The sequence below is a fragment of the Clostridium vincentii genome, from assembly GCF_002995745.1.
Classification (GTDB): Bacteria; Bacillota; Clostridia; order Clostridiales; family Clostridiaceae; genus Clostridium; species Clostridium vincentii.
Genome location: NZ_PVXQ01000037.1, coordinates 1 through 25,104, shown reverse-complemented (window position 1 = coordinate 25,104; position 25,104 = coordinate 1). Strand labels below are relative to the sequence as shown.

The window sequence follows — 25,104 nt, the reverse complement described above, 5'->3', positions numbered from 1 at the left end:
ATAAGAGAGTGAGTATATAAATTTAATAATATGGAGGTGTTTTATGAATAGTATAAAATATATTGATTTATTTATGAAAATAAATGAATTAAATAAAAATCAAAAGCTTAGCTCTCATGAACTTAAACTTCTTCAAGAAAAGAAGTTTAAGAAATTATTAGCACATGCATTAACACATTCTAAATTTTATAAAAATTACTATGGCGAGAGAGGCATAACTATTGATAAAATTAACGAAATTTCATTAGAAGATTTGCCTATTATTGATAAAAAGATAGTTATGGAAAATTATGATGATTTAATTTGTGATCAAGTTTTGAAAAGGAAAGACGTAGAAGAATTTATTAATAATCCATCAAATGTTAATAAAAAATATAAAAATAATTATAATGTAATATGCTCATCAGGGTCTAGTGGAGAAGTCGGAATTTTTGCATACAGTTTAAAGGAATGGAATTATATTAAAGCTTTAAATATACAAAGAACTTCAAAATCAAAACTTAGATTATTTTCTAAAATAAAAGTTGCTTTTATTGGAAATGTTTATGGTAACTATGCAGGAGTATCTTTAACTAAGGAACTTCCAAAGTTATTTACTAAAACAATAGCAGTTAATATTAATAGCCCAATAGGAGAAATTAGATCACAAGTTGATAAATTTCAACCTGAAATATTAACTGGATATGCATCAGGAATTTTTACGTTAGCACAAGAACAACTTAAAGGTAATATAAATATAAAGCCCACTAAAATTCTTTGTAGTGGGGAGGTTCTAAATGATCATATGAGAAGTGAAATTAAAAATGCATTTGGAATTGAGCCTATTAACCTTTATGCGGCTTCAGAATCTTTAGGTATGGCAAGTGAGTGCCAAGAACATAATAAGCTTCACTTATTTACTGATTTATATAAATTCGAGGTAGTAGATAAAGAGTTAAAACCAGTGCTACCAGGAAATTCTGGAAATCTTATATTAACAAATTTATTTAATTATACCCAACCCTTAATTCGTTATAGAATGAATGATGAAGTTATTTTAGACGATAATCTTTGTGAGTGTGGATCACCATTCCCAATTTTGAAAAGTATTTCAGGAAGACAAGATGAGTTCCTTTGGTTTGAAAAATCTGATGCAACAAGGGAATTCATACATCCTTCTATTATAAGAGGGTCTTATGTAGACGGAGTTGATAAAATTAAAGTTATTCAGACGAGCATGAATTCACTTCTGATTAAAGCTATTAGCAATGGTAAGGAAGAGAATATAATTAATAATATTAAGATAAAAATCAATGAAATACTTCAATCAAAAGGACTTGATAAAGATGTTACATTCAGTGTGGAAATAGTTTCAAAGTTAGAGAATGACAAGAAAACAGGTAAATATAAACTTATAGTTCCATTTAAATAAAGTAATTTAAATAACAAAACCCCTCTGTACAAAGATTTAATATATTAATTAAATCTTGAGCAAAGGGGTTTTGTTTTTGTATTCAAGCTAAAAAATTAATCGCAATTTAATCCTATACTTAAATTTCAATTACTTTGTAGAATTAATTATCAACGTTCGATAAAACTCTATACATTTCAATAAATTATCTATGCTGATTTTTTCATTTACACCATGTATACTTTGAGAATTTTTTTTGTCTATATATAATGGACTAAATCTATAAATATTATTTGTAAATTTAACAAAGTGCTTTGAATTTGTTGCACCGGTCCATAAATATGGTGTGACAATAATATCTGAAAACACTTCATTTATACTTTTTTGAATAGCTTTAAATTCTTGTGAGTCTACTGATGAAATCGGTGATGGCTCTACAGAATAGCCTGTAATTTTAACTTTAACCCTGCTATCACTTATTGTTTTTTCAATATGCCGCAGTATAGCCTTCACACTATGTCCTTGGATAATCCTAAAACTTATTACTGCTTTTGCTTCAGATGGCAATACATTTACTTTTATACCCCCATTGAACATCGTTGTGGCTGTTGTTGTCCGCAATAATGCAATAGTAGTTTGAGATTTTGACATTCGTCTTTTTAACATTCCACTAAAAATCCATTGGTTAGCAAATAAACTTTTATTTAAAAATTTCATTTCCCGTCCAATATAATCAAACATTTGTTTTGTTGCTCCATTAATCATGGTAGAACACTGATTTTTTTCGAGTTTAGATATTGCTTCACTTAATATACCGATAGTAGTATTTTGAGGTGGTATAGCAGAAGTTCCTCCAATTTGATTGACGGTTAATTCAATATTTACAGCCCCTTTTTCTGCTATCCCAATCATTGCTACAGATTTTGATATTCCAGGAAATATCCCATTAGTTATAGTCCCACCCTCGTCTAAAATATAGTTAAACTTCAAATTATTTAATTCAAACATTTTTGCTATCTCACTAGCTCCATTTGGGCCACCAATCTCTTCATCATGTGTAAATACAAAACATATAGTTCTATCAGGCTTAAATCCTTCCTTTAAGAGTTGCTCAATTGACTCAATAATACTTATAACTGGTCCCTTATTGTCCAGGGTTCCCCTTCCCCAGATATATTCGTTATCAATATGCCCAGAAAAAGGTGGATGTTTCCACTGGGTTTCAGCTTCTTCAATTGCTGGAACAACATCTAAATGACCAGAGAATAATATTGGTTCCAACACTTTGTTTTTACCTTCCCATGTATAAAAGAGTGTATAATCACTAAATACATCTCTTTTGAGTATAGTATGCATTAATGGAAAAGCAGTCTTTATGTAAGCCTGTAAATCCAAAAACTCATTATTTTGTACTAATGAACTATCTTGATTAGAGACTGTATTATATTGTAATATTTTAGAAAGATGTTCAATTACAGTTGCTCTATCTAAGTTTACAAATTCGGATTGTTTAATATTTTGAAGTTGCTTTGACTTGAAAATTATAGTTTTTACTATAACAACTGTAAAAGCAATCAAAAAAGCTATTCCAAAAACACAAATCATTTTAATTATCATTTTATACCTCATTTCAAGTTTAAAATACAACTTATAATATTATATATTGTATTAAGAAGTTATTATTTTAGTGCAAAGTTATAGGAAAAAGTACATTATGATTTTTTGAATTTTTAGGCATTTGTATTGCAGCATTATCTGGGAGATTTCCCGTAAATAATTGTTCTTCATTTGTAAATTTTCCTTTCCAAATCAGTTTCATTATAGATTACCTGCTTTAAATTAGATTTCAACTAAACTCTTACTAAATCCAGTACATACCTTATATCGGTTAACTGCTTACCCATAATATCAATATAAAATAAATCAGGGGTACATTTAAATCCATGATTCTCATAAAATTTACGTGCACTTTTGTTTTCAGCCAATACCCAGAGGAAACAATTTTTATATCCATCTTTTATTATATCTTTAATTGCTGAATCAATTAACATTGTTCCTAAGCCTCTTCTATAATAATCTGGGTAGAGATAAAATGAAATAATTTCTCCATATCTTGGATACTTTTCATCTCTTGAATTTCCATAAGCAATAGCACCAACTACTATATTATAGGCAGATATTAATTTAACTTTCATTTTGCTAGTTGTAATCCAATCTATAAAGTTAGAAGCCCAAAAATCATTGGATAATTCAGATAAATATTTCTCTGGTACAATTCCTTTATAAGCAATTTTCCAGCTTGAAGCATAGATATTACTTATAGTTTCTGAATCTTCTTTTTTTGCATAGCGTATTGTAATTTCCATTATTCATCCTCCTTTTTATCATTAATTAATAGTAATTTCAATGATTTATACTCATAATCTATTTCAAAATCATATTTTCTCCTTTAATTTACTATAGAATTTTTCATTAAGTTTAATCTTTTTTTGAGTTTTCTCAGATAAGACTATTGCACCATTAGGGCAATGATGTATACACTTAAAGCAAAATTCACAGTTGTCTACTTTAAATTGAGGATATACTCCAATCTTTGTCCAGCATTTTCTTATACAATCATTAACACACTTGTTGCAATTTACACAGTTTTCTTTTAATAATTTCAATTTGTGCTTATGTGCTTTACCTAAAATTTTATTAGGATAATTTAATATTGTATATAATTTAAATGAAGGGCATTTAACTGTATTAGCATCACTTTTTATAATAGCATCTATTTTTTTTATATCTGCCATTATTTTAGTAGTTATATTTTTTTCATAACTAAACATAAAAGATACTGGGGGTAGAAGTAGTGCCCCATCAGTAGCAGGTGCTCTATAGCCTGAATATCCATTTATATTTATATTTTTGGATGAACATGTATTAATGAATTCTCTTAAGGTGTTTCCGCTGTACAGACCATATGTAGTGAATGCAAAAGCCTTCTTTGGTTCATTAAAGACTGGCATGTTATTAATGAATTCCATCATAGAAGGAGAAGGACTACAGTGATATGTAGGAAAAGCAAAAATTAAAAAATCGTAGTTCTCAAGTTTTGTATAATCATACTCCAAATCAATTGAATTTATATCTACAAAATATGAATTTAACTTTTCAAAGTAAATTTCTGAAAGTGTTTTAGTGCTTCCAGCTCCTGAATGATATAAGATTAGTAATTTATTATTATCCATATAAAAATCCTTCCTATTATAGATTACTATGCAATGTAAAAAAAATTCATAAATAAAACTTATAGTTCCACTTTCCAAAAGAATAAAAATTCCTAAAGATATAAATAATATTGGAATAATAATATGATTATATTTTTCAATAATATACAAATTATAACATTGATATTGGTATAATGTATATATCACATAGAAATAGACTATATAAAATAAATAAGAAATCAAATCAAAGAGTGATATAATATTCATAGATTAATAAATTATAGAGGTGAAGTATGACAGAAAAATTATTTTATAAAGATCAGTACATAAAGGAATTTACAGCAAATATAGTTGAAGTAAAAGAAGAGGAAGGCAAGCTTCTTTTACTTCTAGATAAAACAGCCTTTTTTCCAGGTGGTGGAGGACAAGGGTCGGATACCGGTTTTATAGATGGAGCAAAGGTAATTGATATGATAGAAGAAGGAGAAAATATCTATCATGTAGTAGACACAAAACCAAAGAATTTAGAAAATGTAATCTGTAAAATTGATTGGGAAAATAGATTAGATGGAATGCAACAACATTTAGGACAACACGTTCTTTCAGGTTGCTTCTTTAGTATTTTCAATACAAATACTGCAGGAATTCATTTAGGAAAAGACATAAGTTATGTAGATATAGTTGGGCATATTCAACAGGAGCAAATAATTAAGGCAGAGAAAGCTGCAAATAAAGCTATTGGAGAAAATCATAAGGTAACTTTTCTTATAACTAATAGAAAAGAAGCAAAAGCTATGGGGCTTAGACGTGAACTTGCAACTAGTGATGAAAGTATTAGCGTTGTAAAGATAGAAGGTTTGGATATTAATGCTTGTTGTGGAGTTCATCCAGGAACTACTCTAGAACTTCAAATGATTAAAATTAAGGGAGTAGAAAAGCATAAAGGTAATACAAGAGTGTTTTTTCTTGCAGGAAATAGAGCAGTTGAGGAATTCTTAAATAGGTCTAATATATTAGATGAATTATGTATAGGATTAAGTACCGGAGCAGATGAGACTGTAAAGAGTTTAGCTAGCTTGAAAAATAGTTTCAATGAAGTTCGGGAAGAAAATAAAAAAATAAAAATAGCCTTAGCAGAATTTGAAACTAAAGATTTAGTAGATAAGGGCGAAAAAATAGGAGAGATAACTCTTATAAATAAAATTTATGATGGTGAAAATATGAAATTCTTAAATAGGCTATCAGACAAGTTAACTTTAGAGGATAATATAGTTATTCTTTTTGCAACAAAGGATAGTGATAAGGCTAATCTTTTATTTGGATGCTCTAAGAATTTAAAAAATGTCAATATGGGTAATTTATTAAAGGATTCAATTTCTCTAATTGATGGAAAGGGTGGCGGAAGTCCAGCTCTTGCTCAAGGTGGAGGAAAGAATGTAGCGAATCTTCAAAATGCGATGGATTATGCAAGCAGAATACTTAAAGAGAGTCTAGAAGCTTAAGGCACACCAAAAATAAAGCTAGCATATCCCAAGGTTTGGTTAATATAATTAGTAGAGAGAAAATTTTAAAGTATGTTTCATGTATATACCAACTATGGTATAATATCATGAGAATAAGGAAGGTGGTTATAAGCAATGAAACACATTAAAACAGTAAATAAAACAAATATAAAGAACAGCTTATGTAAGCCAGGTTGTAAAGAATGCGCTAATTCATGTCAATCAGCTTGCAAAACATCATGTACAGTTGCTAATTTAGCGTGCGAAAACTAAGATAGTGCACAGTTTAAACAGTTCACAGTTTTAGGCTGTGAACTGTTATTATTTTGGAGGTAATACTATGGCGTTAATACATAAATTTAAACAAGGTGAAAACTATTATGTTTTAGATGTAAATTCAGGAGCGGTTCATATAGTAGACAAGCTTGTTTATGACATATTAGAAGATGATCAAATAAAACCAAAGACTGAAATTTTAGAAGACCTTAGTGATAAGTATGATTCAGAACAACTTTCAGAGGCTTATGATGAAATTCAAGAGCTTGCTGAGGATGGAGTAATATATTCTAAAGATCAATATGAGGATATAGCTAATAGTTCAATGGATGATAGAGATTATATAAAGGCAATTTGCCTAAACGTAATTCATGGATGTAACCTAAGATGTAAATATTGTTTTGCTGATGAGGGTGAATACCATGGACACAAAGGTGTAATGACTTTAGAAATAGCTAAAAAGGCTATTGATTATGTTATTAAGAGAAGTGGTCCAAGAAAAAACATAGAGGTAGATTTATTTGGTGGAGAACCAACTATGATTATGGACACTTTAAAGGAAGTAATTAAATATGCAAGGGATAATGAGAAGAAGTGGGGTAAGACTATTAGATTTACCATGACTACTAATGCTACTCTTTTAACAGATGAAATGATGGATTACATGGATAAGGAAATGGTAAATATAATTCTTTCTTTAGATGGAAGGAAAGAAGTTAATGATAACGTTAGAATTAAACCAGATGGAAGTGGTTCTTATGACGATATAGTTCCAAATATCAAGAAGATGATAAGCAAGAGAACTAAGGGGAAAACTTACTTTGTACGAGGAACATTTACTCGCGCAAATACAGATTTCTATGAAGATGTAATGGCTATGGTTAATGAAGGATTTAGAGAAATTTCTATTGAGCCAGTTGTTCTTGATCCTGAGAGTCCATTAGCTCTAAGGGAAGAAGACATACCTACTATATTTGCTAATTATGATAAATTATATGATGATATGAGAGCTAGAAGAAAAGAAGGCAAAGATGAATTCAATTTTTATCACTTTAACATAGATCTTCAAGGCGGTCCTTGTATATATAAGAGAATTTCAGGCTGTGGTGCTGGATTTGAATATGTAGCAATAACTCCTCAAGGGGATGTATACCCTTGTCACCAATTTGTTGGTAAGGAAGAATATAAATTAGGAAGTATATATGATGACAGCTTTGACTCGGAAATGTCTAAAAAATTCAAAGAGGCTCATATTTACAATAAGCCAACCTGTAAAAAGTGTTGGGCTAGATTCTATTGTAGCGGTGGCTGCCAAGCTAATAATGTTAACTTTAGTGGAGATATGAAAATTCCTTATGAAATAGGATGCAAACTACAAAAGAAGAGAATTGAGTGTGCAATTGCACTTAAAGCTGAAGCTTTAGGAGAGTAAAAAATGAAAGAGTTTATATTAGATAATGGAATTAAGCTAATATATTCTAAGGGAACTTCACAGCTCACATCTATTTCCATAGGTTTAGAGGCTGGAGCAGCTCAAGATGGTGAAATTTTAGGACTAGCTCATGCAACTGAACATATGGTTTATAAGGGCACTAAAAAGAGAAGTGAGGACCAAATAAATGAAGAATTAAGTAAATTATTTGGATTTCATAATGCCATGACTAACTATCCCTATGTGATTTATTATGGTACTTTGCTTGGGGAAGAGTTAGATAAAGGTGTAGAGATTTTTTCGGATCTTTTAATAAATGCCGCCTTCCCTTTTGAGGGATTTAAAGAAGAAATGGATGTTATAGTTGAAGAATTAAAAGAATGGGATGAGGAGCTTGACCAATACTGTGAGGACAAGCTCCTTTTTAATACCTTTAGATATAATAGATTGAAGTATCCTATAATAGGAGATATAGAAAGCTTAAAGAAAATTAAAATAGAGGACATTGAAAATTTTTACAAAACCTATTATTCTCCAGGAAATACTTCCATTGCTGTGGTATCGTCCTTGAGTTTTGAAGAGGTTAAGCAGATAATAGAAAAATATTTTTCTGATTGGAAGAAAAAAAATGTACAGCCAGCTATAGAGAAGGATGAAGTTCCGCTTGTAGGAATTTACAGGAATATGAGCGATAATACAAATACTTGTAAGCTGCAGATTGTTTTTCCTATAAATGATTTGAGCGAGATGGAAATGAAAGCTCTAAGAATTTTTAATGAATATTTTGGAGAAGGAATAAACTCTGTGCTATTTTCTTCCCTTAGAACTAAAAATGGATTAGTCTATGATGTGTTAACTAAAATTAGACATGAAAAACACATTAGGCTTTATAAGATAAATTTTTCTACTTCAAAGGATAAGGTAGATAAGGCATTAGAAATAGTTAATGAAGCTATTTCTAATATAGAGATTTTAAATGAAGAGAAGATAGCTCAGTTTATAAAGAGTATAAAGATAAAAAAGCTATTTAAAGAAGAGCAAAGCATACAACTTGCAAAAGAATTATCAACCTATAGCGTTATGTTTCAGGACTTTAGGATATATGATAATATGCTAGTAGGAATGGAAAAAATAACAGGTGGCGATATTTTAAAGGTAGCTAGGAATGTTCTTAAAAATCCATCTATAGAAATAATAAGTTGAGGTTAATATGAATAATAAATTACCATTAGTTCAAGCTTTATTAAATTATCATGATGAGAATAATATATTGTTTTCCATGCCAGGGAATAAGGCTGGAGAAGGCTTTAATAGGGATGAAACAGGAAAGAAATTTGCTGAAAATCTTGGATTTTTAGATATAACAGAGGTTGAATCCTTAGATAACCTTCATCATCCAGAGGGCGTAATAAAGGAAGCACAGAAGCTTTTAGCTAAGCTTTATAAAGTTAAAAAAGCATATTTTTTAGTTAATGGAAGTTCTTGCGGAAATTTAGCTTCTATATTTTCCGCCTTTAATGAGGGCGATGAGGTTTTAGTTGAAAGAAACTGTCATCGTTCTGTTTATAATGGAATTATCCTAAGAAAGCTAAGGGTGACATTTATAGAACCAAGAGTCCAAGCAGAAGGTGGTTTATTTTTGCCCCCAGATAAGGATGCTATTTATAGTGCAATAGACAAAAGTAACAATCCAAAAGGCATAATTTTAACTTATCCTAATTATTTTGGAATTACTTATGATATTGAAGATATTATAAAGGACTTAAAAAGCAAAGGTTTAAAAATAATTATAGATGAAGCCCATGGAGCCCATTTTGGAATAACTGATAAACTTCCAAAAAACGTTGCACATTTAGCAGATTATACAGTAGTAAGTGCCCATAAAACCTTGCCAGCCTTAACAGGAGGATCCTATCTTTTAGTTAATGATGAATCACAAGAAACGGACTTTTATGTAAGTACTTTTATGACTACATCTCCCTCTTATTTAATTATGGCATCATTAGACTATGCTAGATATTATCTAGAGACCTATGGCAAATCTGATTATGAAGAGTTAATTAAAATAGCTGAGATGTGGAAAGATAAAATTAATGATCTAAATAAGGTGAAGATATTATCAAAGAAAGATCTACCTAAATTTTATGATATTGATTTAAGTAGATATGTAATAACTTTGTCTAAAGGCTATAGTGGTCATAAATTCTTGGATTATTTAAGAAAAAATCATATTCAAGCGGAAATGAGCTTTCATAGTGGATTGGTTTTAATATTATCTCCATTCAAGATAGAAGAATCTCTTCAAAGGCTTTATGAGGTTATTGAAAAATTAAAAATGGAAGAGATTAAAGACAATAGTAAAGTAATATCCTTTAATCTATTTATACCAAAGAAAGCCTTAGAACCCTTTGAAGTTTTTGCCTACCAAGAGAAGAAGTGTGGTTTAGATAATGCTGTTGGTAAGATTGCTAGGGATGCTATTGTTCCTTATCCTCCAGGAATTCCTATAATTTGTCCTGGGGAAATTTTTAATGAAGAAATAATTAAAGCAGTAAAGGCTTATTTAAAAGCAGGATGCACTGTTTTAGGTGTGGACAAAGAAAATATTAATATAGTTTAGACTTTTGGAACATACTATACTTATCATTCGTTATGAAAGGAGATAAGTCTATATGGAAAGAGATCACTATATTGTAGAAGGTCTAGGTAGTGAGTATATTAAAACTCAAGTTAAAAATGCTTTAGAAGAGATTGAGGGAGTAAATAAGGTTTGTGTTGATCTTGGCAGAAGCAGTGTTGAAGTGATTTATAATGAACCAGCTACTCAAGAAGATATTAGAAATTGTATTCAAAACACAGGGCATAATATTGAATAATAAATATTCAAAGAATCTAAATTAGGCACATGAAAAAATAACAGACCAAAGATGCAAAATATATAAGCATACTGGTTTGTTATTTTTTGATTGTGCCTTAGAGGATGGGATAAACTATACTATACTTTATTAAACAAATGAGTTAATAATATAATTATTAGGCAGATGACTTGTATCATTTAGCTTAACGATAGTTGGATTTAAGTCAGAGTCAAAATCTATTTCACAAATTGCAGTATTTCCTAAGTTAATTTTATGATACATTGTCATGTCCAATTCGAAAAGTCCGATTAACCCTGCTTTTATTATTCCACCATGAGCTACTATTAAAATTTTCTTTTCTTTATGCTTATCTGCAATTTCAGTTATAGCAGCTTTAGCCCTTTTACTTGCAATTTTTAGGCTTAAATCTCCACCACACAGAGGAGCTTCAATTTTATCATTTCTCCAATTATTAAATTCTTTTGGAAAATTACTTGATATTTCTTTTAGGGTTAGCCCCTCCCATTCACCGAAATTTATTTCTCTTAAATCATTCTTTATAATAGGTTTAATTTCTTTATTAGCAGCGATAACTTCTGATGTTTGTACTGCTCTTTTTAAAGGACTTGTATATATGTAATCAAAATTGTCATTAAATTTTTCAGATAGATACTTAGCTTGTAAAATACCTTCTTCAGATAAGTCTATGTCTTTACATCCTTGAAACTTACCTAATTTATTCCATTCAGTTTCACCGTGTCTTACTAAAAATACTTTGGTTTTCATTTTTTTATCTCCTATGCTTAAATAATTTGATGCAAAATTAATTGTATTTATAATTAATATTAAGCGGTTTATCAATTCAAGTCAATATTTATTATTGGCATTTGACAATAAAAATAAATAATAGTAAAATAAAAAATGACAAATGGCAAGATAAATATGGTAATTATAATATTTTAAAAAGAGATATCTTTAAAATAAATTTATGAATGGAGTAGATAAAGATGAAAGCAATATTAACAGTAGTTGGGCAAGATAAAGTTGGTATTATAGCAAGGGTTAGCCAAAAGATGGTAGAATATAGCATTAATATATTAGATGTTAACCAAACTATAACTCAAGGATTTTTTACTATGGTAATGGTATTAGATTGTAAAGATATGAAAGTCAGTTTTGATGATATTCGTGCTAGTCTAACAGCTGAAGGAAAAGGGCTAGGGATAGAAATAAAGATACAAAGAGAAGAAATATTTAAGTCAATGCATTCACTATAATTAGGAGGGTCTTATGAATATTAATAATATACTTGAAACTATAAAGATGATTGAAGAAGAAAAACTTGATATAAGAACTATAACAATGGGTATTTCATTACTTGATTGTATAGATTCAGATGGAGATAAAGCTAGAATTAAGATATATGATAAAATTACGAAAACTGCTGAACATTTAGTAGAAGTTGGAAGACAAATAGAATCAGAATTTGGTATTCCAATAATTAACAAGAGAGTTTCAATAACTCCAATGTCAATAATAGCAGGAGCTACTAACGAAACTGATTATGTTGAGTTTGCAAGAATCTTAGACAGAGCAGCTGATACTTTAGGAATAGATTTCTTGGGTGGATTTTCAGCATTAGTTCAAAAAGGTTGTACTAAAGGAGATAAGATTTTAATTAGCTCAATTCCAGAAGCACTAGCAGTAACAAAAAAAGTTTGTGCATCTGTTAATGTAGGTTGTACGAAATCAGGAATAAACATGAATGCTGTACGAGATATGGCAGAAATTATAAAACAAACTGCAGAACTTACTAAGGATACAAATGGATTCGGATGTGCAAAATTAGTTGTATTTGCAAATGCAGTTGAAGATAATCCATTTATGGCAGGAGCTTTCCATGGAATTGGAGAAGCTGAAAAAGTCATAAATGTTGGAGTAAGTGGACCGGGAGTTATTAAAAGAGCTCTTGAAAAAGCAAGAGGGCAATCTTTTGACGTTGTTGCTGAAACTATTAAGCAAACTGCATTTAAAGTTACTAGAATGGGTGAATTAGTTGCAAAAGAGGCATCAAGAAGATTAGATGTACCTTTCGGAATAATTGACTTATCTCTTGCACCAACACCTGCAGTTGGAGATTCTGTTGCAGAAATATTAGAAGAAATAGGTCTTGAACAAGTTGGAACTCATGGGACTATTGCAGCACTTGCAATGCTTAATGATGCTGTTAAAAAAGGTGGAGTTATGGCATGTAGTCATGTTGGTGGCTTAAGTGGAGCGTTCATACCAGTTTCAGAAGATGCAGGAATGATAGATGCAGTTATTAGTGGAGCAATAAATTTAGAAAAATTAGAGGGTATGACATGTGTATGTTCAGTTGGTCTTGACATGATTGCAATTCCTGGAGATACACCAGCTTCAACAATTGCAGGTATGATTGCTGATGAAGCAGCAATAGGAGTAATTAATAATAAGACTACAGCTGTTAGAATAATACCAGCACCTGGATGCGTCGTTGGAGATATGGTTGAGTTTGGTGGCCTTTTAGGTAGAGCTCCTGTAATGAAAGTAAACGGAAAATCATCAGAACTATTTGCTCAAAGAGGTGGAAGAATTCCTGCACCTATACATTCATTTAAGAACTAGTAAAAGAAGTTATTATTTTAATGATAAAATTAAAAATAGAGAAAGTATTGTTACTGAATATAAGTTTACATAATTTAATTAGGCATAGGAAACAAAATAGACTAGTAACGGATTTGCTGTTTTTTTGAAAGCAACTTAAGTGATAAAGTCACAGAGAGAGCAAAAAGATAAGGTTATAATTTAATCATAGGAAGTAAAGAAAATTAAAAAATATGAATTGGAGGAAATAAGAATATGGTTAAAGTATTAAATGGTAATGAATTTACTGAAAATGTTGAAAATACTAAAGGGGTAGTAATTGTTGATTTCTCTGCAACTTGGTGTGGACCATGTAAGATGTTAGGTCCAGTGTTTGAAGGTGTTAGTAATAAATTAGGAGACAAAGCGAAATTTTTTAAGGTAGATATAGATGCAAATGGTAATATAGCTCAAAAATATAGAATATCTGCAGTTCCAACTATGATTATATTTAAGGATGGAGTTCCTGTAGAAAATTTATCAGGTTTTATGCCAGAACAAAATATAACACAAAAGTTAAATGCATATTTATAGGATTAATTTAATAAAATAGTTTTATGGACTTCGCATTATTGATGACAAGATTTCAAAACAATAATAATTTTTAAAAATATACTAAATTAGGAAGATGATTTCTTTATTGAACCAGGGCACTAGAAAACTATAAGTTTTTCAGTGCCCTGGTATTGAAGAGGAGTCATCTTTTTTATTATGTTTTAATGAAAAAGTAGCTATATTTATAATTAATATTTATCAGTTTTGAAAATAGGGCAATAATTTTAATTGGCATTTGACAACAATAAAAAATAGGAATAATATTATATTGGCAAATGATAATAAATAAAGGGAGATGATCTTATGTCAGATTGTGATTCATGTTCATCAAATGATGGATGTAATAGGGATAAGACAAAATGTATGATTGAAAATAATTCTATGAATAATGTAAAAAAAATTATTGGGGTTATGAGTGGTAAGGGTGGAGTAGGTAAATCTTCGATTTCCGTTATTATTGCAAAATATTTAAATGAGCTTGGGTATAGTGTAGGTGTTTTAGATGCTGATATAACTGGACCAAGTGTTCCAAGACTTCTTGGTTTGAGTAATGAAAAAGTTATGAACCAAGGAGATATGATGTTGCCAGTAAAAACTAGTAATGGAATCAAAGCTATGTCTCTAAATTTATTAATGGAAAAAGAAGAAGATGCAGTGCTTTGGAGAGGACCTATGATTTCAGGAATGGTAAAACGATTTTGGACTGATGTGTTGTGGGAAGATCTTGATTATTTAGTAATTGATATGCCACCAGGCACAAGTGATGTTGCGTTAACCGTTATGCAGTCTATTCCAATAGATGGAATTGTTATGGTATCTGTTCCACAAGATTTGGTTTCTATGATAGTTTCTAAAGCTGTAAATATGGCAAATAAGATGAATGTTAATGTTTTAGGAGTTATTGAAAATATGAGCTATATAGATTGCCCGGAATGTGGAAAGAAAATTAAGCTTTTTGACGGTGAAAATACAGATAAATTTTTAAAAGATATGAATTTAAAACTTTTAGGAGAACTTCCTATGTTAAAGAGTATAGGTAGTTTATCAGAAAATAAAGATGAAAATATAAATGAAAGCTTAAAGTTAATATTTGATCCTATAGTAAAAAGTATTATTAGTGAGTTAGAATAATATTAATATCTTAGAAAAAGGTGGTTGGAATATTATGTATCCAATTAAATTTCAAAATTTATATTATGATAAAATATGGGGTGGAAGAGATTTAGAAAGTTTTAGAGACAATCTTCCAAAAGGAAACATTGGAGAAAGCTGGGATATAGCTTGTCATCCAAATGGAACAGGAATTGTTGAAAATGGGGCTTATAAAGGAACTAGATTTGATGATTTAGTAAAAAAATATGGGAATTCTCTTGTTGGGACCAAAGTAAACATAGAAAGATTTCCTTTGCTTGTGAAACTAGTTAATACTAGAGAAAAACTTTCAGTGCAAGTTCATCCAGGCGATGAATATGCAGCTAAATATGAAGGTGATTATGGTAAGACAGAAGCCTGGTATGTTATAGATGCAAAACCAGGTGCAACTTTAATTGTAGGTACTAAAGATTGTACAAAAGAACAATTTGAAGTAGCAATAAAATCTGGGGAAGTTGAAACGTATTTAAATAAAATAGAAGTTGTAAAAGGCGATTGTTTTCTAATAAATAGTGGACTTGTACATGCTATATGTGAAGGTATTATTGTAGCAGAAATTCAACAAAACAGTGATTTAACATATAGAGTTTATGATTATGGAAGACCAAGAGAGATACATGTAGAAAAGGCTTTAGGTGTAATAAATTTTGATCTTCAATGTGAAAATCTTAAAGGAAAAGAAGTTGTATTTGATGGATATAAAAAAAGTTTGCTATGTGAAAATGAATACTTTGGAATAGAAAAGATAATTATAGAAAAATCAGTAGAAGAGAATAGTAATAAAGAAAAATTTGATATTTTAACATGTGTAGATGGTGAAGGAATAATAGAAGGAAAAGGATATACAGAGAAGATTAAAATGGGTGATAGTTATTTAATACCTGCAACATTGGGAAAATATGAAATAAAGGGACAACTTATCCTGCTTAAAAGCTATCCTGTGATTTAGTCTATAAAAAATATAGCTTAAAGTGAGATATTAAAAATATACAACATGTAATAAAAAAGTAGTGTAATAAATTTTACATTAATAAATAAGTTAGGAGAGTTTGTTATGGAAAAAATTCAAGGGAATATGAAATCATGCCTTCAACCAATGGCAAAAATACTAGTTTCTTGTAGAGGTATTGATGGGAAAAACAATGCATTAGCAGTAGGATATTGTGGGAATTGTAGTTATGATCCACCAATGGTTATGGTAGGAATTGTACCTTCAAGATATTCTTATCATATTATAAAAGAAACTGGTGTTTTTGTAGTAAATCTTGTAACAAAAGAGCAAAAAGAACTATTTGATTATTTAGGTAGTCATAGTGGTAGAGATGAGGATAAATTTTCAAATTTTAATGTTAAAGTTGAAGAAGGAATAAAGGTGAATGCTCCTTTATTAGCAGATTGTCCTGTAAATATTGAATGTAAAGTTGTGGATTCTATAATGACAGGTTCGCATGAAATGTTTATAGGTAAAATTGAATATGTTCATACTAATAAAGAAATAGTTGATGATAAAGGGAATATTGATTTTTCAGCAATTAATATATTATAAAATTATTACAATAAGTTATTGACATATGCCATTAATGGAGTATAATAATAGTTGTAAAGGGCAAATGCCCAAAACTAATTATATAATATAGGAGGTATGGTTATGCCAAGAAGAGATGGAACAGGTCCAGACGGAAATGGAGCAGAAACTGGAAGAAGAATAGGACCTTGTAATGAAAACAACAAGGCTGAGGAAACACCAGTATTAGGTAGAATAGGTGGAAGAAGAAGAGATGGAACAGGCCCTTGCGGAAATGGAGCAAAAACTGGAAGAGGGATAAGAACTTGTAATGAAAATAACAAAGTTACAGGAACACCAGTATTCGGTAGAAGATGTGGAAGAGGATGCATATGGACCGGAAATGATAATTTAGTTACAACTGAAAGCTAAATTTTAAATAGGGGGTGTGATCATCCTCTATTTTAATGTATAGAAATATATAGAATCTTTAGATTAAAAATATTATAGAAACAATAAGACTAAGGAGGAAGAGTAATTAATGGCAAGACCAAGAAAATGGAGAAGAGTTTGTACATTACCACGAGTTAGCGTATTTGGTCCTGTAGATTTATCTAGGGAAGTAAATGAATTTATAATAATGACTGTTGAGGAATATGAAAGTATAAGGCTTATAGATTTGGAAGGATTAAATCAAGAACAATGTTCAGATGCAATGGGTGTTGCACGTTCAACAATACAGAGAATATATGATGATGCTCGAAAAAAATTAGCTGATAGTGTGGTAAATGGTAAAATATTAAAAATAGAAGGCGGTAATTACAAGCTTTGTAGTGATTTTGGAGATAAAGAAGATTGTGATGGGTGTATTTGTCATAGGCACAGACATGGTAAGAATATAAAATTTGGAAGCTAAAGATGGATATTAATTTAAATATAAATAGTTAGAAATATATTTTTTAATAAGAACAGAATAAATGAAAAGAGGATAATAATTTAATGAATGATATACATAAATTTAAATGTAATGATGAATATTTTATTTTAGACGTAAGTTCCGGATCTATTCATGTAGTAGATAAGATTGTTTATGACATCGTGGATGAAAATGGTATTGAAAGTAGAAATAATGTTATAAATAAATACAGAAAAGAATATGATGAAAATATTTTAAATGAATGCTATGACGAGATAGAAGAACTTATAAAAAAAGAACAATTATATTCTGAGGATAAATATGAATATATTGCTAAAAACTTTGAAAAAGAATCGGATTATATAAAAGCTGTATGTCTTAATATTGCACATGATTGTAATTTAAGATGTAAGTATTGTTTTGCTGATGGAGAAGGGTATGATCAGCAAAAAATATTAATGAGTTTTGATGTTGCTAAAAGAAGTATTGATTTTTTAATTGAAAATTCAGGCCCACGAAAGAATATAGAAGTAGATTTTTTTGGAGGAGAACCTCTTTTAAATATGGATGTTGTTAAAAAAACAGTTAACTATGCAAGAAGTAAGGAACAACAGTATAATAAAAATTTTAGATTTACAATTACTACAAATGCTACATTGCTAACCCCTGATATTATGGATTACTTGGAAGAAAACATGGTGAATGTTGTTTTGAGTATTGATGGTAGAAAAGAAGTACAAGATAGCATAAGGGTAAGAATTAATGGCGAAGGAACTTATGATGATATTCTTCCTAAAATAAAGAGTATGGTTAAAAGAAGAGTGAAATCTAAAAAGCAATATTATATAAGGGGAACATTTACATCACAGAACTTAGATTTTTCTAAAGATATAGAGCATTTTATAGATATCGGATTTAAAGAAATTTCAATTGAACCAGTGGTGTTACCGGCAGAAAATCCTCTTTCTATTAAAAAAGAGGATTTAGAACAAATATATGAAGAATATAATAAAATTTATAACAAATTATTAAAGCATGATGATGTTATTTTTTATCATTTTAATATTGATATTAATGGAGGAGCATGCATTTATAAAAGGATATCTGGTTGCGGAGCTGGTTTTGAATATATTGCAGTAACTCCAGAAGGAGATATATATCCTTGTCATCAATTTGTAGGCAATAAAGTTTTCTATATGGGAAATATTTATGATGGAATTAAAAATAAAAAGATGTCAACTGATTTTAGAAAATCTAATATATATAATAAACAAGAATGCAAAAAATGTTGGGCAAGATTTTATTGTAGTGGAGGTTGTCAAGCTAATAATTATAATTTTACTGGAGATACAAAAACACCATATGAAATTGGTTGTAATATGCAAAAGAAAAGATTCGAATATGCAATTGCCTTGCAATATTATAGGAATAATAAGAGGTTGGAGGCTAAAAATGGATACTAATTTAGAATGTATTTATTGTACTATAAAAAAAGTGGATTCTTTATTTGATAAGTATGAGACAGATAAAGTTAAAAAACTGAAATTTATGAAAGAAGTATTTAAAATTATTTCAATGTCTGAAAAAGGGGACACATCTCCCTATCTAAGTGCAAGAATAATGAGACGTTTGAACAGTGAATTAAATTTGGGCGATATTTATTATAAAATAAAAAATGAATATAATAAACTTGTGATTTCCATGGAAGAAGAAATTTTAAGCTGTATCTATAATTCGGATGAAAAACTGCTCACAGCATTAAAATATGCAATGGTTGGTAATTTTATTGATTTTGGAGCTATGGACAAAGTTGATATTAATCAATTGAAAAATCTAATTAAAAATGCTCCAAAACAAGTAATTGATGCTAAAGAGTATAAAAATTTTTTAGGAGAATTAAAAGATTCTAAAAAAATCGTATATATTGTTGATAATGCCGGAGAAATTGTCTTTGATAAAATATTTATTAAAATATTAAAGGAAATGTATCCAGATGTAATTATAGATGTAATTGTAAGAGGTAAGGCAACACTTAACGATGCAACGATTAAAGATGCTGAAGAAATAGGTCTTTGCAAGATGGTCAATGTTGTAGAAAATGGGACCGACATACCTGGTACACAATTAGATGAAATAAATGTAAAATCAAAACAGCTGATTGATAATGCCGACTTAATAATTGCAAAGGGACAAGGAAACTTTGAAACCCTCTTTGGATGCGGTAAGAATATTTATTATATATTCCTATGCAAATGTGATTTCTTTACTAGAAGATTTAATATAGAAAAATTCAAAGGTGTTTTTGTTAATGAAAGAAATGTGAATGATATAATGAAGTAAAGATATTTGGATTGTATAATAGAAAAACTAAAAAAGTATAGTGATTAAAATGAATTTAAAGAGAAATTCATAAATAATAATATTTGAAATATAATTAAAACAATATGAAAATTATAATCAATAACAACATATGCTTTGACTACTTATTGGTGAGGGAGTATAATATTGTTAAATGTAAATGCAAATGATTATAATTTACACAAAAAGGGGATGTTTAAATGTTAAAAATAGGTAGAAGTTTAGCGATGTTTTCAATTATTGTTCCTGTATTATTTTTTTCAGCATGTGGTGTTGATAAAGAAGGTAATAGTTTAAATGAAAGTGAGAAAATTAGTGTAGCTGTTTCTATAGTACCACAGGAAACTTTTGTAAAAGCAGTTGGTGGAGATAAGGTTGATATTATTACAATGATACCACCAGGAAAAAGTCCTGAAAATTTTGCACCTACTCCAGAGGTTATGGAAAAACTAAGTAGTGCATCTTTATATTTTTCTATAGGTGTTCCTACTGAAAGTGCAAGTATATTGCCTAAGATAGGAGATTTCAACAAAGATATAAAAATAGTAAATATGGCAGAGACGGTTTCAGAAGTTTATAGTGAAATAAAATTTGAGTCTGGAGAGAGAGATCCACATATATGGCTTTCACCTAAAAGAGTAAAGATTATGATTCAAGAAATAGTAAAAGAACTTTCAGAAAAAGATCCTTCTAATACGAGCTTTTATGAAACAAATGGGGATAATTATATTAATGAACTCGATAAACTTGATACTGATATAAAAAGTTCTTTGGTATCTTTAGAGAAAAATGCTTTTATATGTTACCATCCAGCTTTTGGATATTTTGCGGATGATTATGGACTTGAGATGGTAGCACTTGAGCAAGAAGGAAAAGAGGCGACTGTAGAGGATTTTCAAAAAACTATAGATTTTGCTAAAAAAGAAAAAATACAGGCAATATTTTATCAGGCAGAAATAGATAGTAAGCAGTCTGAAACTTTTGCTTCAGAAATTAGCGGAAAGGCTGAAATGGTAGAACCACTTTCGTCAGATTATATAAGTAACCTAGACAAGATGGCGAAAACTTTTAAGGAAACAATGGAGTTGGATTAGAATGAATGCAGTTGAGATACAGAACTTAAGCGTAAATTATGAAGAATTAAGTGCTTTAAAAGATATAAATATTACTATTAAAGATAAAGAATTTGTTGCAATTTTAGGGCCTAACGGTGGAGGTAAATCAACATTATTAAAAGCAATTTTAGGATTAATTAAACCTTCATCAGGACAGATAAAAGTATATGGTAAAAATCCACAGGATAAAAGAAATTCTATAGGATATGTACCTCAATTTACAAAATTTGAAAAAAGTTTTCCTATAGATGTAATTGATGTTGTGCTTATGGGAAGATTAAAATTTGGTATGAATTTTTTTCATAAGTATTCTAAAGAAGATATAGAATTTGCTGAAAATATAATGAATATGCTAGACATATATGAACTTAAGAATAGGCAGATAGGACAACTTTCTGGTGGTCAAATGCAAAAAGTATTAATTGCAAGAGCTCTTTGTACGGAACCTAAACTCTTGCTTTTAGATGAGCCAACTGCAAGTGTTGATGTAGAGTCAAAAACTAGTATTTATTCATTGCTTAAAGATCTTAATAAGAATATTACTATATTAGTGGTTACCCATGATACTGGATTTGTTTTTTCTTATGTAGATAAAATAGCTTGCTTAAATCAGAAGCTATTTTATCATGGAGAACCTGAACTTGATAAAAATATAATGGATAAAGTATATGGATGTCCAGTAGATGTTATAGCTCATGGTGAGATACCTCATAGAGTATTTAGAAACCATCAGGAGGGAAATTAAATGATAGATACTATTTTAAAATATACATTTTTGCAACATGCTATAATTGGTGCAATCCTTGCAAGCATAATATGTGGTGTTATCGGAACAATAATAGTTGAAAAAAAGCTTGTGATGATGAGTGGAGGCATCGCACATGCTGCATTTGGTGGAGTAGGGATGGGATACTTTCTAAAAATAGAACCAATAATAGGTGCTCTAATATTTTCTATAGCATCTTCTTTTGGAATTGTTGAGATAAAAAAAAGATCAAAGGTAAATACAGATACTATTATAGGAATGTTTTGGTCATTAGGTATGGCACTTGGGATTATATTTATTTCTCTTACTCCTGGGTATCCTCCAGATATCTCTTCATATTTATTTGGAGATATACTTACAGTTTCTAAATTAGATCTTTATATAATGGCTGGTTTGGATTTTATTGTTATTTTTATAGTAATAGCATTTTATAATAATATAAAAGCTTATCTTTTTGATGAAGAATTTTCTGAAGTAGTTGGCATTAATGTTAAATTAATGGAGCATATGGTATTTTTACTTATAGCCTTTAGTGTAGTTGTACTTATAAGAGTAGTGGGCATAATACTTGTAATTGCACTTTTAACAGTTCCACCTGCTATTTCTAAAATGTTTACATATAATTTAAAGAAAATTATGATGTTTTCTATTTTATTTGGTGTGTCATTCTCACTAATAGGACTTTTTATATCATATAAAATTCATATTGCTTCTGGAGCATCTATAATAATTGTAGCAGTTAGTTCTTATATTATAGTTTCTATTGGCACTAAGTTATTAAGGAGAATTAAATGGATAAAAATTTGATGTATTTCAAGAAAATAATTGAGAATAGTGGTTATAAATTTACAAGGCAAAAACAATATGTATTAAAAACATTGATTAATGCTGATATTCATTTGAATGCTAAAGAAATATATGAAATTGTTAAAGAAGACTCTGTTAGTCTTACCACTGTTTACAGAACTTTAAAGAATTTTAAAGAGTTAGGCATTATAAAAGAAATCAACGCAAATGATACAAATTATTATGAAATGAAAATATTTAGTGGAAAGCCCCTGAATCTACATTTAACATGTAATCAATGTAATAGTATAATAGATATTGATAGTAGATCTTTAAATTTAGAATATTTATTATTGAATAATAAACTAGAGAAAGAAAATAATTTGCAAATATATGATTCGAATATTATGTTTATAGGGTTATGTAGTGAATGTCTTGAGAAATTAAAATGGCAAGAGCAATAAAATTTATAAGAGCATGATAGTATAAAAAAAGTAAAGTTACACAAAATAAGACCGGAGGTGTTTATTTTGGAAATAACTTTAACACAAAAAGAAAGAATGTTATTAGAGGATCAAAAAAGTCATGAACAAATTTGTATAGAAAAGTATAATAACTATGCAAATCAAGTGAACGATAATCAATTAAAACAAATATGTAAAGCTAATGAACAAGTAGAAAGAAATCATCTTGATACTATTAATCAATTGTTAAATGGTAATATTCCTGAAATGAATAAGCAACAAAATCAAAATCCAGTGCAAAATGTGAATAATGCTCAAATAGCAGGAAATAATTTATCTGATAAGGATATATGCTCAGATTTATTAATGACAGAAAAGTATGTTTCGGGTGCTTACGATACTACAATTTTTGAATTTAGAGATACTAATGTCCGTGATGTATTAAATCATATACAAAAAGAAGAACAAAAACATGGAGAATCTATATTTAAATATATGGAAAGTAAAGGGATGTATAATGTTCAATAGACAATAAAATCTTAATAAAAAAAATACAAAAGGAGTTTGCATTTAAATTAAGCAAATATCTTTTTGTATTTTTTTTATGGTGCTATTATTGGCATTTGACAATAATAAAGGATGGGAGTAATATTATAATATAAAATTCAAAATTCTTAAGAATAGAATAAACAATTAATATTAATTAAAAAATCCATAAGTATATTCAAAATAATTAGCATATGCTATTAATGAAAAGAGATTTTCAAATTATTTCTTAGTAAAAAATAATTTTGAATAGGAAGTGAATTTTATGTATAAAGACGAGTATACAGATACCGTTATAGAGCATTTTATGCATCCAAGGAATATGGGGCTAATTTATAATCCAAATGGAGAAGGATTCAATGGAGATCCAAATTGTGGTGACTATTTAGAACTATATATAAGAGTAGAAAATAATATGATTGAAGATATTGGATTTTTAGTTTTTGGGTGTGTTGCAGCTATTGCTACTGGAAGTATCACAATGGAACTTGTAAAAGGAAAAACTTTAGAAGAAGCATTACGAATTAATGAAGATGATATAATACAAGCTTTAGGGGGACTCCCAGAAAATAAAAAGCATTGTTCAAATCTCGGTATTGGAGCATTGAGAAGTGCTATTGATGATTATAAAATAAAGTGAGGATTAAAAAATGAATGTAAAAATAACGACTCTTATTGAAAATAAGGAAGATGAAAATAATATTTTAATTAATGAACATGGACTTTCTTTGTATATAGAAATTGATGAAATGAAGATATTATTTGATACAGGCCAAAGTGGAGATTTTATTAAAAATGCAGAAAAATTAAAAATCAACCTAAATAAATTAAATTATGTAATGTTAAGCCACGGTCATTATGACCATAGTGGTGGGTTGAGAAAGCTTGTAGACAATACGGATAACTCTTTTAAACTTATAGTTGGAAAGGGATTCTTTAATGAAAAATATAAGCTAGTAGATGGAGAAAATTATAAATTTAATGGTAATAACTTTGACAAAGAATTTATTGTTGAGAATAATATTCCTATAAAATATATTACTCAAGATTTATTTAATGTTACTGAGGATATACTTATATTTTCTAATTTTGAAAGAAATACTGAATTTGAAATTCTTAATACAAAATTTTATATAAAGCATAATGAAGAATATATAGCAGATGATTTTTCTGATGAAATAGTATTAGTAGTAAAACATAAAAAAGGTTTAGTTGTTATACTTGGATGTTCACATGTTGGAGTAATAAATATTCTGAAAACAATAATAAAAAGAACAGGCATGCCTATTTATTGTATTGTTGGGGGGAGTCATTTGATTGAAGCGGATGAGCTAAGGTTAAAAGGTACAATTGAATTTTTAAAAGAAAATAATATCTCCATGTTAAGACTATCCCATTGTACCGGAGAAAATGCTACAAAAGAACTTGAAAATGAATTTGGAAATAAATTTGTATATAACAATACAGGAAATAGTATCTTTGTAAGCGTCAAATAACTCATCACCTAGGACTGGCAGTAAATTAATGTGATAATACTCCTATACTTAGTAGGAGGTAATTTGCATGGCAGAAAGAAGATCTAAAGAAGAATGGATGATACTTGTAAAA

The 25,104-nt window shown here is 29.1% G+C and carries 29 protein-coding genes; 24 read left to right on the top strand and 5 right to left on the bottom strand.

All coding sequences use genetic code 11. The features are described from left to right. Positions 1–43: 43 nt before the first annotated feature. Complete coding sequence (locus CLVI_RS13895; RefSeq protein ID WP_106060732.1) at positions 44–1,411, top strand: phenylacetate--CoA ligase family protein; 1,368 nt, start codon at positions 44–46, stop codon at positions 1,409–1,411. Between the two features lie 129 nt (positions 1,412–1,540). On the opposite strand, the gene CLVI_RS13890 is transcribed toward CLVI_RS13895, so the two are convergent. From CLVI_RS13890 to CLVI_RS13880, 4 genes are all read right to left on the bottom strand, one after another. After that, entirely contained in the window at positions 1,541–3,007 is a 1,467-nt protein-coding gene (locus CLVI_RS13890; protein ID WP_170065682.1) for a M20/M25/M40 family metallo-hydrolase, read from the bottom strand. 67 nt (positions 3,008–3,074) lie between these two features. Beyond that, on the bottom strand, positions 3,075–3,209 hold the full coding sequence (locus tag CLVI_RS18010; RefSeq protein ID WP_278320530.1) for a hypothetical protein: 135 nt from the start codon (positions 3,207–3,209) through the stop codon (positions 3,075–3,077). Positions 3,210–3,240: 31 nt separating this feature from the next. After that, positions 3,241–3,756, bottom strand: a complete 516-nt coding sequence (locus CLVI_RS13885; protein ID WP_106060730.1) for a GNAT family N-acetyltransferase — start codon at positions 3,754–3,756, stop codon at positions 3,241–3,243. 69 nt (positions 3,757–3,825) lie between these two features. Then, the gene (locus CLVI_RS13880) at positions 3,826–4,623 is read right to left on the bottom strand and encodes an EFR1 family ferrodoxin (protein WP_106060729.1); all 798 of its coding nucleotides are present in this window, start codon (positions 4,621–4,623) and stop codon (positions 3,826–3,828) included. Positions 4,624–4,895: 272 nt separating this feature from the next. Here CLVI_RS13880 and CLVI_RS13875 point away from each other — a divergent pair, with 272 nt between their 5' ends. The 6 genes from CLVI_RS13875 to CLVI_RS13850 all read left to right on the top strand — a co-directional run bounded on the left by CLVI_RS13875 (position 4,896) and on the right by CLVI_RS13850 (position 10,688). Then, entirely contained in the window at positions 4,896–6,104 is a 1,209-nt protein-coding gene (locus CLVI_RS13875; protein WP_106060728.1) for an alanyl-tRNA editing protein, read from the top strand. 135 nt (positions 6,105–6,239) lie between these two features. Next, positions 6,240–6,377 carry a six-cysteine ranthipeptide SCIFF gene (gene scfA, locus CLVI_RS13870; protein WP_106060727.1) on the top strand — a complete coding sequence of 46 codons (138 nt, stop codon included), beginning with the start codon at positions 6,240–6,242 and terminating at the stop codon, positions 6,375–6,377. Between the two features lie 67 nt (positions 6,378–6,444). Further along, entirely contained in the window at positions 6,445–7,812 is a 1,368-nt protein-coding gene (gene scfB / locus CLVI_RS13865; RefSeq protein ID WP_106060726.1) for a thioether cross-link-forming SCIFF peptide maturase, read from the top strand. A gap of 3 nt (positions 7,813–7,815) precedes the next feature. After that, positions 7,816–9,015, top strand: a complete 1,200-nt coding sequence (locus CLVI_RS13860) for a M16 family metallopeptidase (RefSeq protein WP_106060725.1) — start codon at positions 7,816–7,818, stop codon at positions 9,013–9,015. 7 nt (positions 9,016–9,022) lie between these two features. Beyond that, positions 9,023–10,432, top strand: a complete 1,410-nt coding sequence (locus CLVI_RS13855) for an aminotransferase class I/II-fold pyridoxal phosphate-dependent enzyme (RefSeq protein WP_106060724.1) — start codon at positions 9,023–9,025, stop codon at positions 10,430–10,432. A 52-nt stretch (positions 10,433–10,484) separates the two neighbouring features. Then, positions 10,485–10,688, top strand: coding sequence for a heavy-metal-associated domain-containing protein (locus tag CLVI_RS13850; RefSeq protein WP_106060723.1), 204 nt, complete (start codon positions 10,485–10,487; stop codon positions 10,686–10,688). 129 nt (positions 10,689–10,817) lie between these two features. On the opposite strand, the gene CLVI_RS13845 is transcribed toward CLVI_RS13850, so the two are convergent. Further along, positions 10,818–11,456: a histidine phosphatase family protein gene (locus CLVI_RS13845; protein WP_106060722.1), complete on the bottom strand. Its 639-nt coding sequence runs from the start codon at positions 11,454–11,456 to the stop codon at positions 10,818–10,820. A gap of 221 nt (positions 11,457–11,677) precedes the next feature. Between CLVI_RS13845 and CLVI_RS13840 the strand changes: the two genes are divergently transcribed. The 17 genes from CLVI_RS13840 (at position 11,678) to CLVI_RS13760 (ending at position 24,992) form a co-directional block, all read left to right on the top strand. Next, complete coding sequence (locus CLVI_RS13840; RefSeq protein WP_106060721.1) at positions 11,678–11,947, top strand: ACT domain-containing protein; 270 nt, start codon at positions 11,678–11,680, stop codon at positions 11,945–11,947. 13 nt (positions 11,948–11,960) lie between these two features. Then, positions 11,961–13,316: a PFL family protein gene (locus CLVI_RS13835; protein ID WP_106060720.1), complete on the top strand. Its 1,356-nt coding sequence runs from the start codon at positions 11,961–11,963 to the stop codon at positions 13,314–13,316. A gap of 234 nt (positions 13,317–13,550) precedes the next feature. Then, positions 13,551–13,868 (top strand): thioredoxin, encoded by a 318-nt coding sequence (gene trxA / locus CLVI_RS13830; protein ID WP_106060719.1) that lies wholly within the window; start codon positions 13,551–13,553, stop codon positions 13,866–13,868. Positions 13,869–14,192: 324 nt separating this feature from the next. Further along, a complete protein-coding gene (locus CLVI_RS13825) occupies positions 14,193–15,020 on the top strand; it encodes an Mrp/NBP35 family ATP-binding protein (protein ID WP_106060718.1) in 828 nt (275 codons plus the stop codon). Positions 15,021–15,054: 34 nt separating this feature from the next. Then, entirely contained in the window at positions 15,055–15,990 is a 936-nt protein-coding gene (locus CLVI_RS13820; RefSeq protein ID WP_106060717.1) for a type I phosphomannose isomerase catalytic subunit, read from the top strand. Between the two features lie 105 nt (positions 15,991–16,095). Beyond that, entirely contained in the window at positions 16,096–16,587 is a 492-nt protein-coding gene (locus CLVI_RS13815; protein ID WP_106060716.1) for a flavin reductase family protein, read from the top strand. Positions 16,588–16,689: 102 nt separating this feature from the next. Next, positions 16,690–16,977, top strand: a complete 288-nt coding sequence (locus CLVI_RS13810; protein WP_106060715.1) for a DUF5320 domain-containing protein — start codon at positions 16,690–16,692, stop codon at positions 16,975–16,977. A 109-nt stretch (positions 16,978–17,086) separates the two neighbouring features. Next, positions 17,087–17,461 carry a DUF134 domain-containing protein gene (locus CLVI_RS13805; protein ID WP_106060714.1) on the top strand — a complete coding sequence of 125 codons (375 nt, stop codon included), beginning with the start codon at positions 17,087–17,089 and terminating at the stop codon, positions 17,459–17,461. A gap of 83 nt (positions 17,462–17,544) precedes the next feature. Further along, the gene (gene nscfB / locus CLVI_RS13800) at positions 17,545–18,924 is read left to right on the top strand and encodes a ScfB-related radical SAM/SPASM orphan maturase (RefSeq protein ID WP_106060713.1); all 1,380 of its coding nucleotides are present in this window, start codon (positions 17,545–17,547) and stop codon (positions 18,922–18,924) included. Next, positions 18,914–19,801, top strand: coding sequence for a damage-control phosphatase ARMT1 family protein (locus CLVI_RS13795; protein ID WP_170065681.1), 888 nt, complete (start codon positions 18,914–18,916; stop codon positions 19,799–19,801). The genes nscfB and CLVI_RS13795 overlap by 11 nt, the downstream gene beginning before the upstream one ends. Positions 19,802–20,019: 218 nt before the next feature. Then, positions 20,020–20,913: a metal ABC transporter solute-binding protein, Zn/Mn family gene (locus CLVI_RS13790; protein WP_106060711.1), complete on the top strand. Its 894-nt coding sequence runs from the start codon at positions 20,020–20,022 to the stop codon at positions 20,911–20,913. A gap of 1 nt (position 20,914) precedes the next feature. Beyond that, on the top strand, positions 20,915–21,679 hold the full coding sequence (locus CLVI_RS13785; protein ID WP_106060710.1) for a metal ABC transporter ATP-binding protein: 765 nt from the start codon (positions 20,915–20,917) through the stop codon (positions 21,677–21,679). Beyond that, positions 21,680–22,507, top strand: a complete 828-nt coding sequence (locus tag CLVI_RS13780) for a metal ABC transporter permease (RefSeq protein WP_106060709.1) — start codon at positions 21,680–21,682, stop codon at positions 22,505–22,507. Further along, positions 22,492–22,950: a Fur family transcriptional regulator gene (locus CLVI_RS13775; RefSeq protein WP_106060708.1), complete on the top strand. Its 459-nt coding sequence runs from the start codon at positions 22,492–22,494 to the stop codon at positions 22,948–22,950. Before CLVI_RS13780 ends, CLVI_RS13775 begins: the two co-directional genes overlap by 16 nt. Positions 22,951–23,016: 66 nt before the next feature. Then, entirely contained in the window at positions 23,017–23,478 is a 462-nt protein-coding gene (locus CLVI_RS13770) for a spore coat protein (protein ID WP_106060707.1), read from the top strand. 283 nt (positions 23,479–23,761) lie between these two features. Next, positions 23,762–24,136 (top strand): iron-sulfur cluster assembly scaffold protein, encoded by a 375-nt coding sequence (locus tag CLVI_RS13765; RefSeq protein WP_106060706.1) that lies wholly within the window; start codon positions 23,762–23,764, stop codon positions 24,134–24,136. 10 nt (positions 24,137–24,146) lie between these two features. Beyond that, entirely contained in the window at positions 24,147–24,992 is an 846-nt protein-coding gene (locus tag CLVI_RS13760; protein ID WP_106060705.1) for an MBL fold metallo-hydrolase, read from the top strand. Positions 24,993–25,104: the final 112 nt, after the last annotated feature.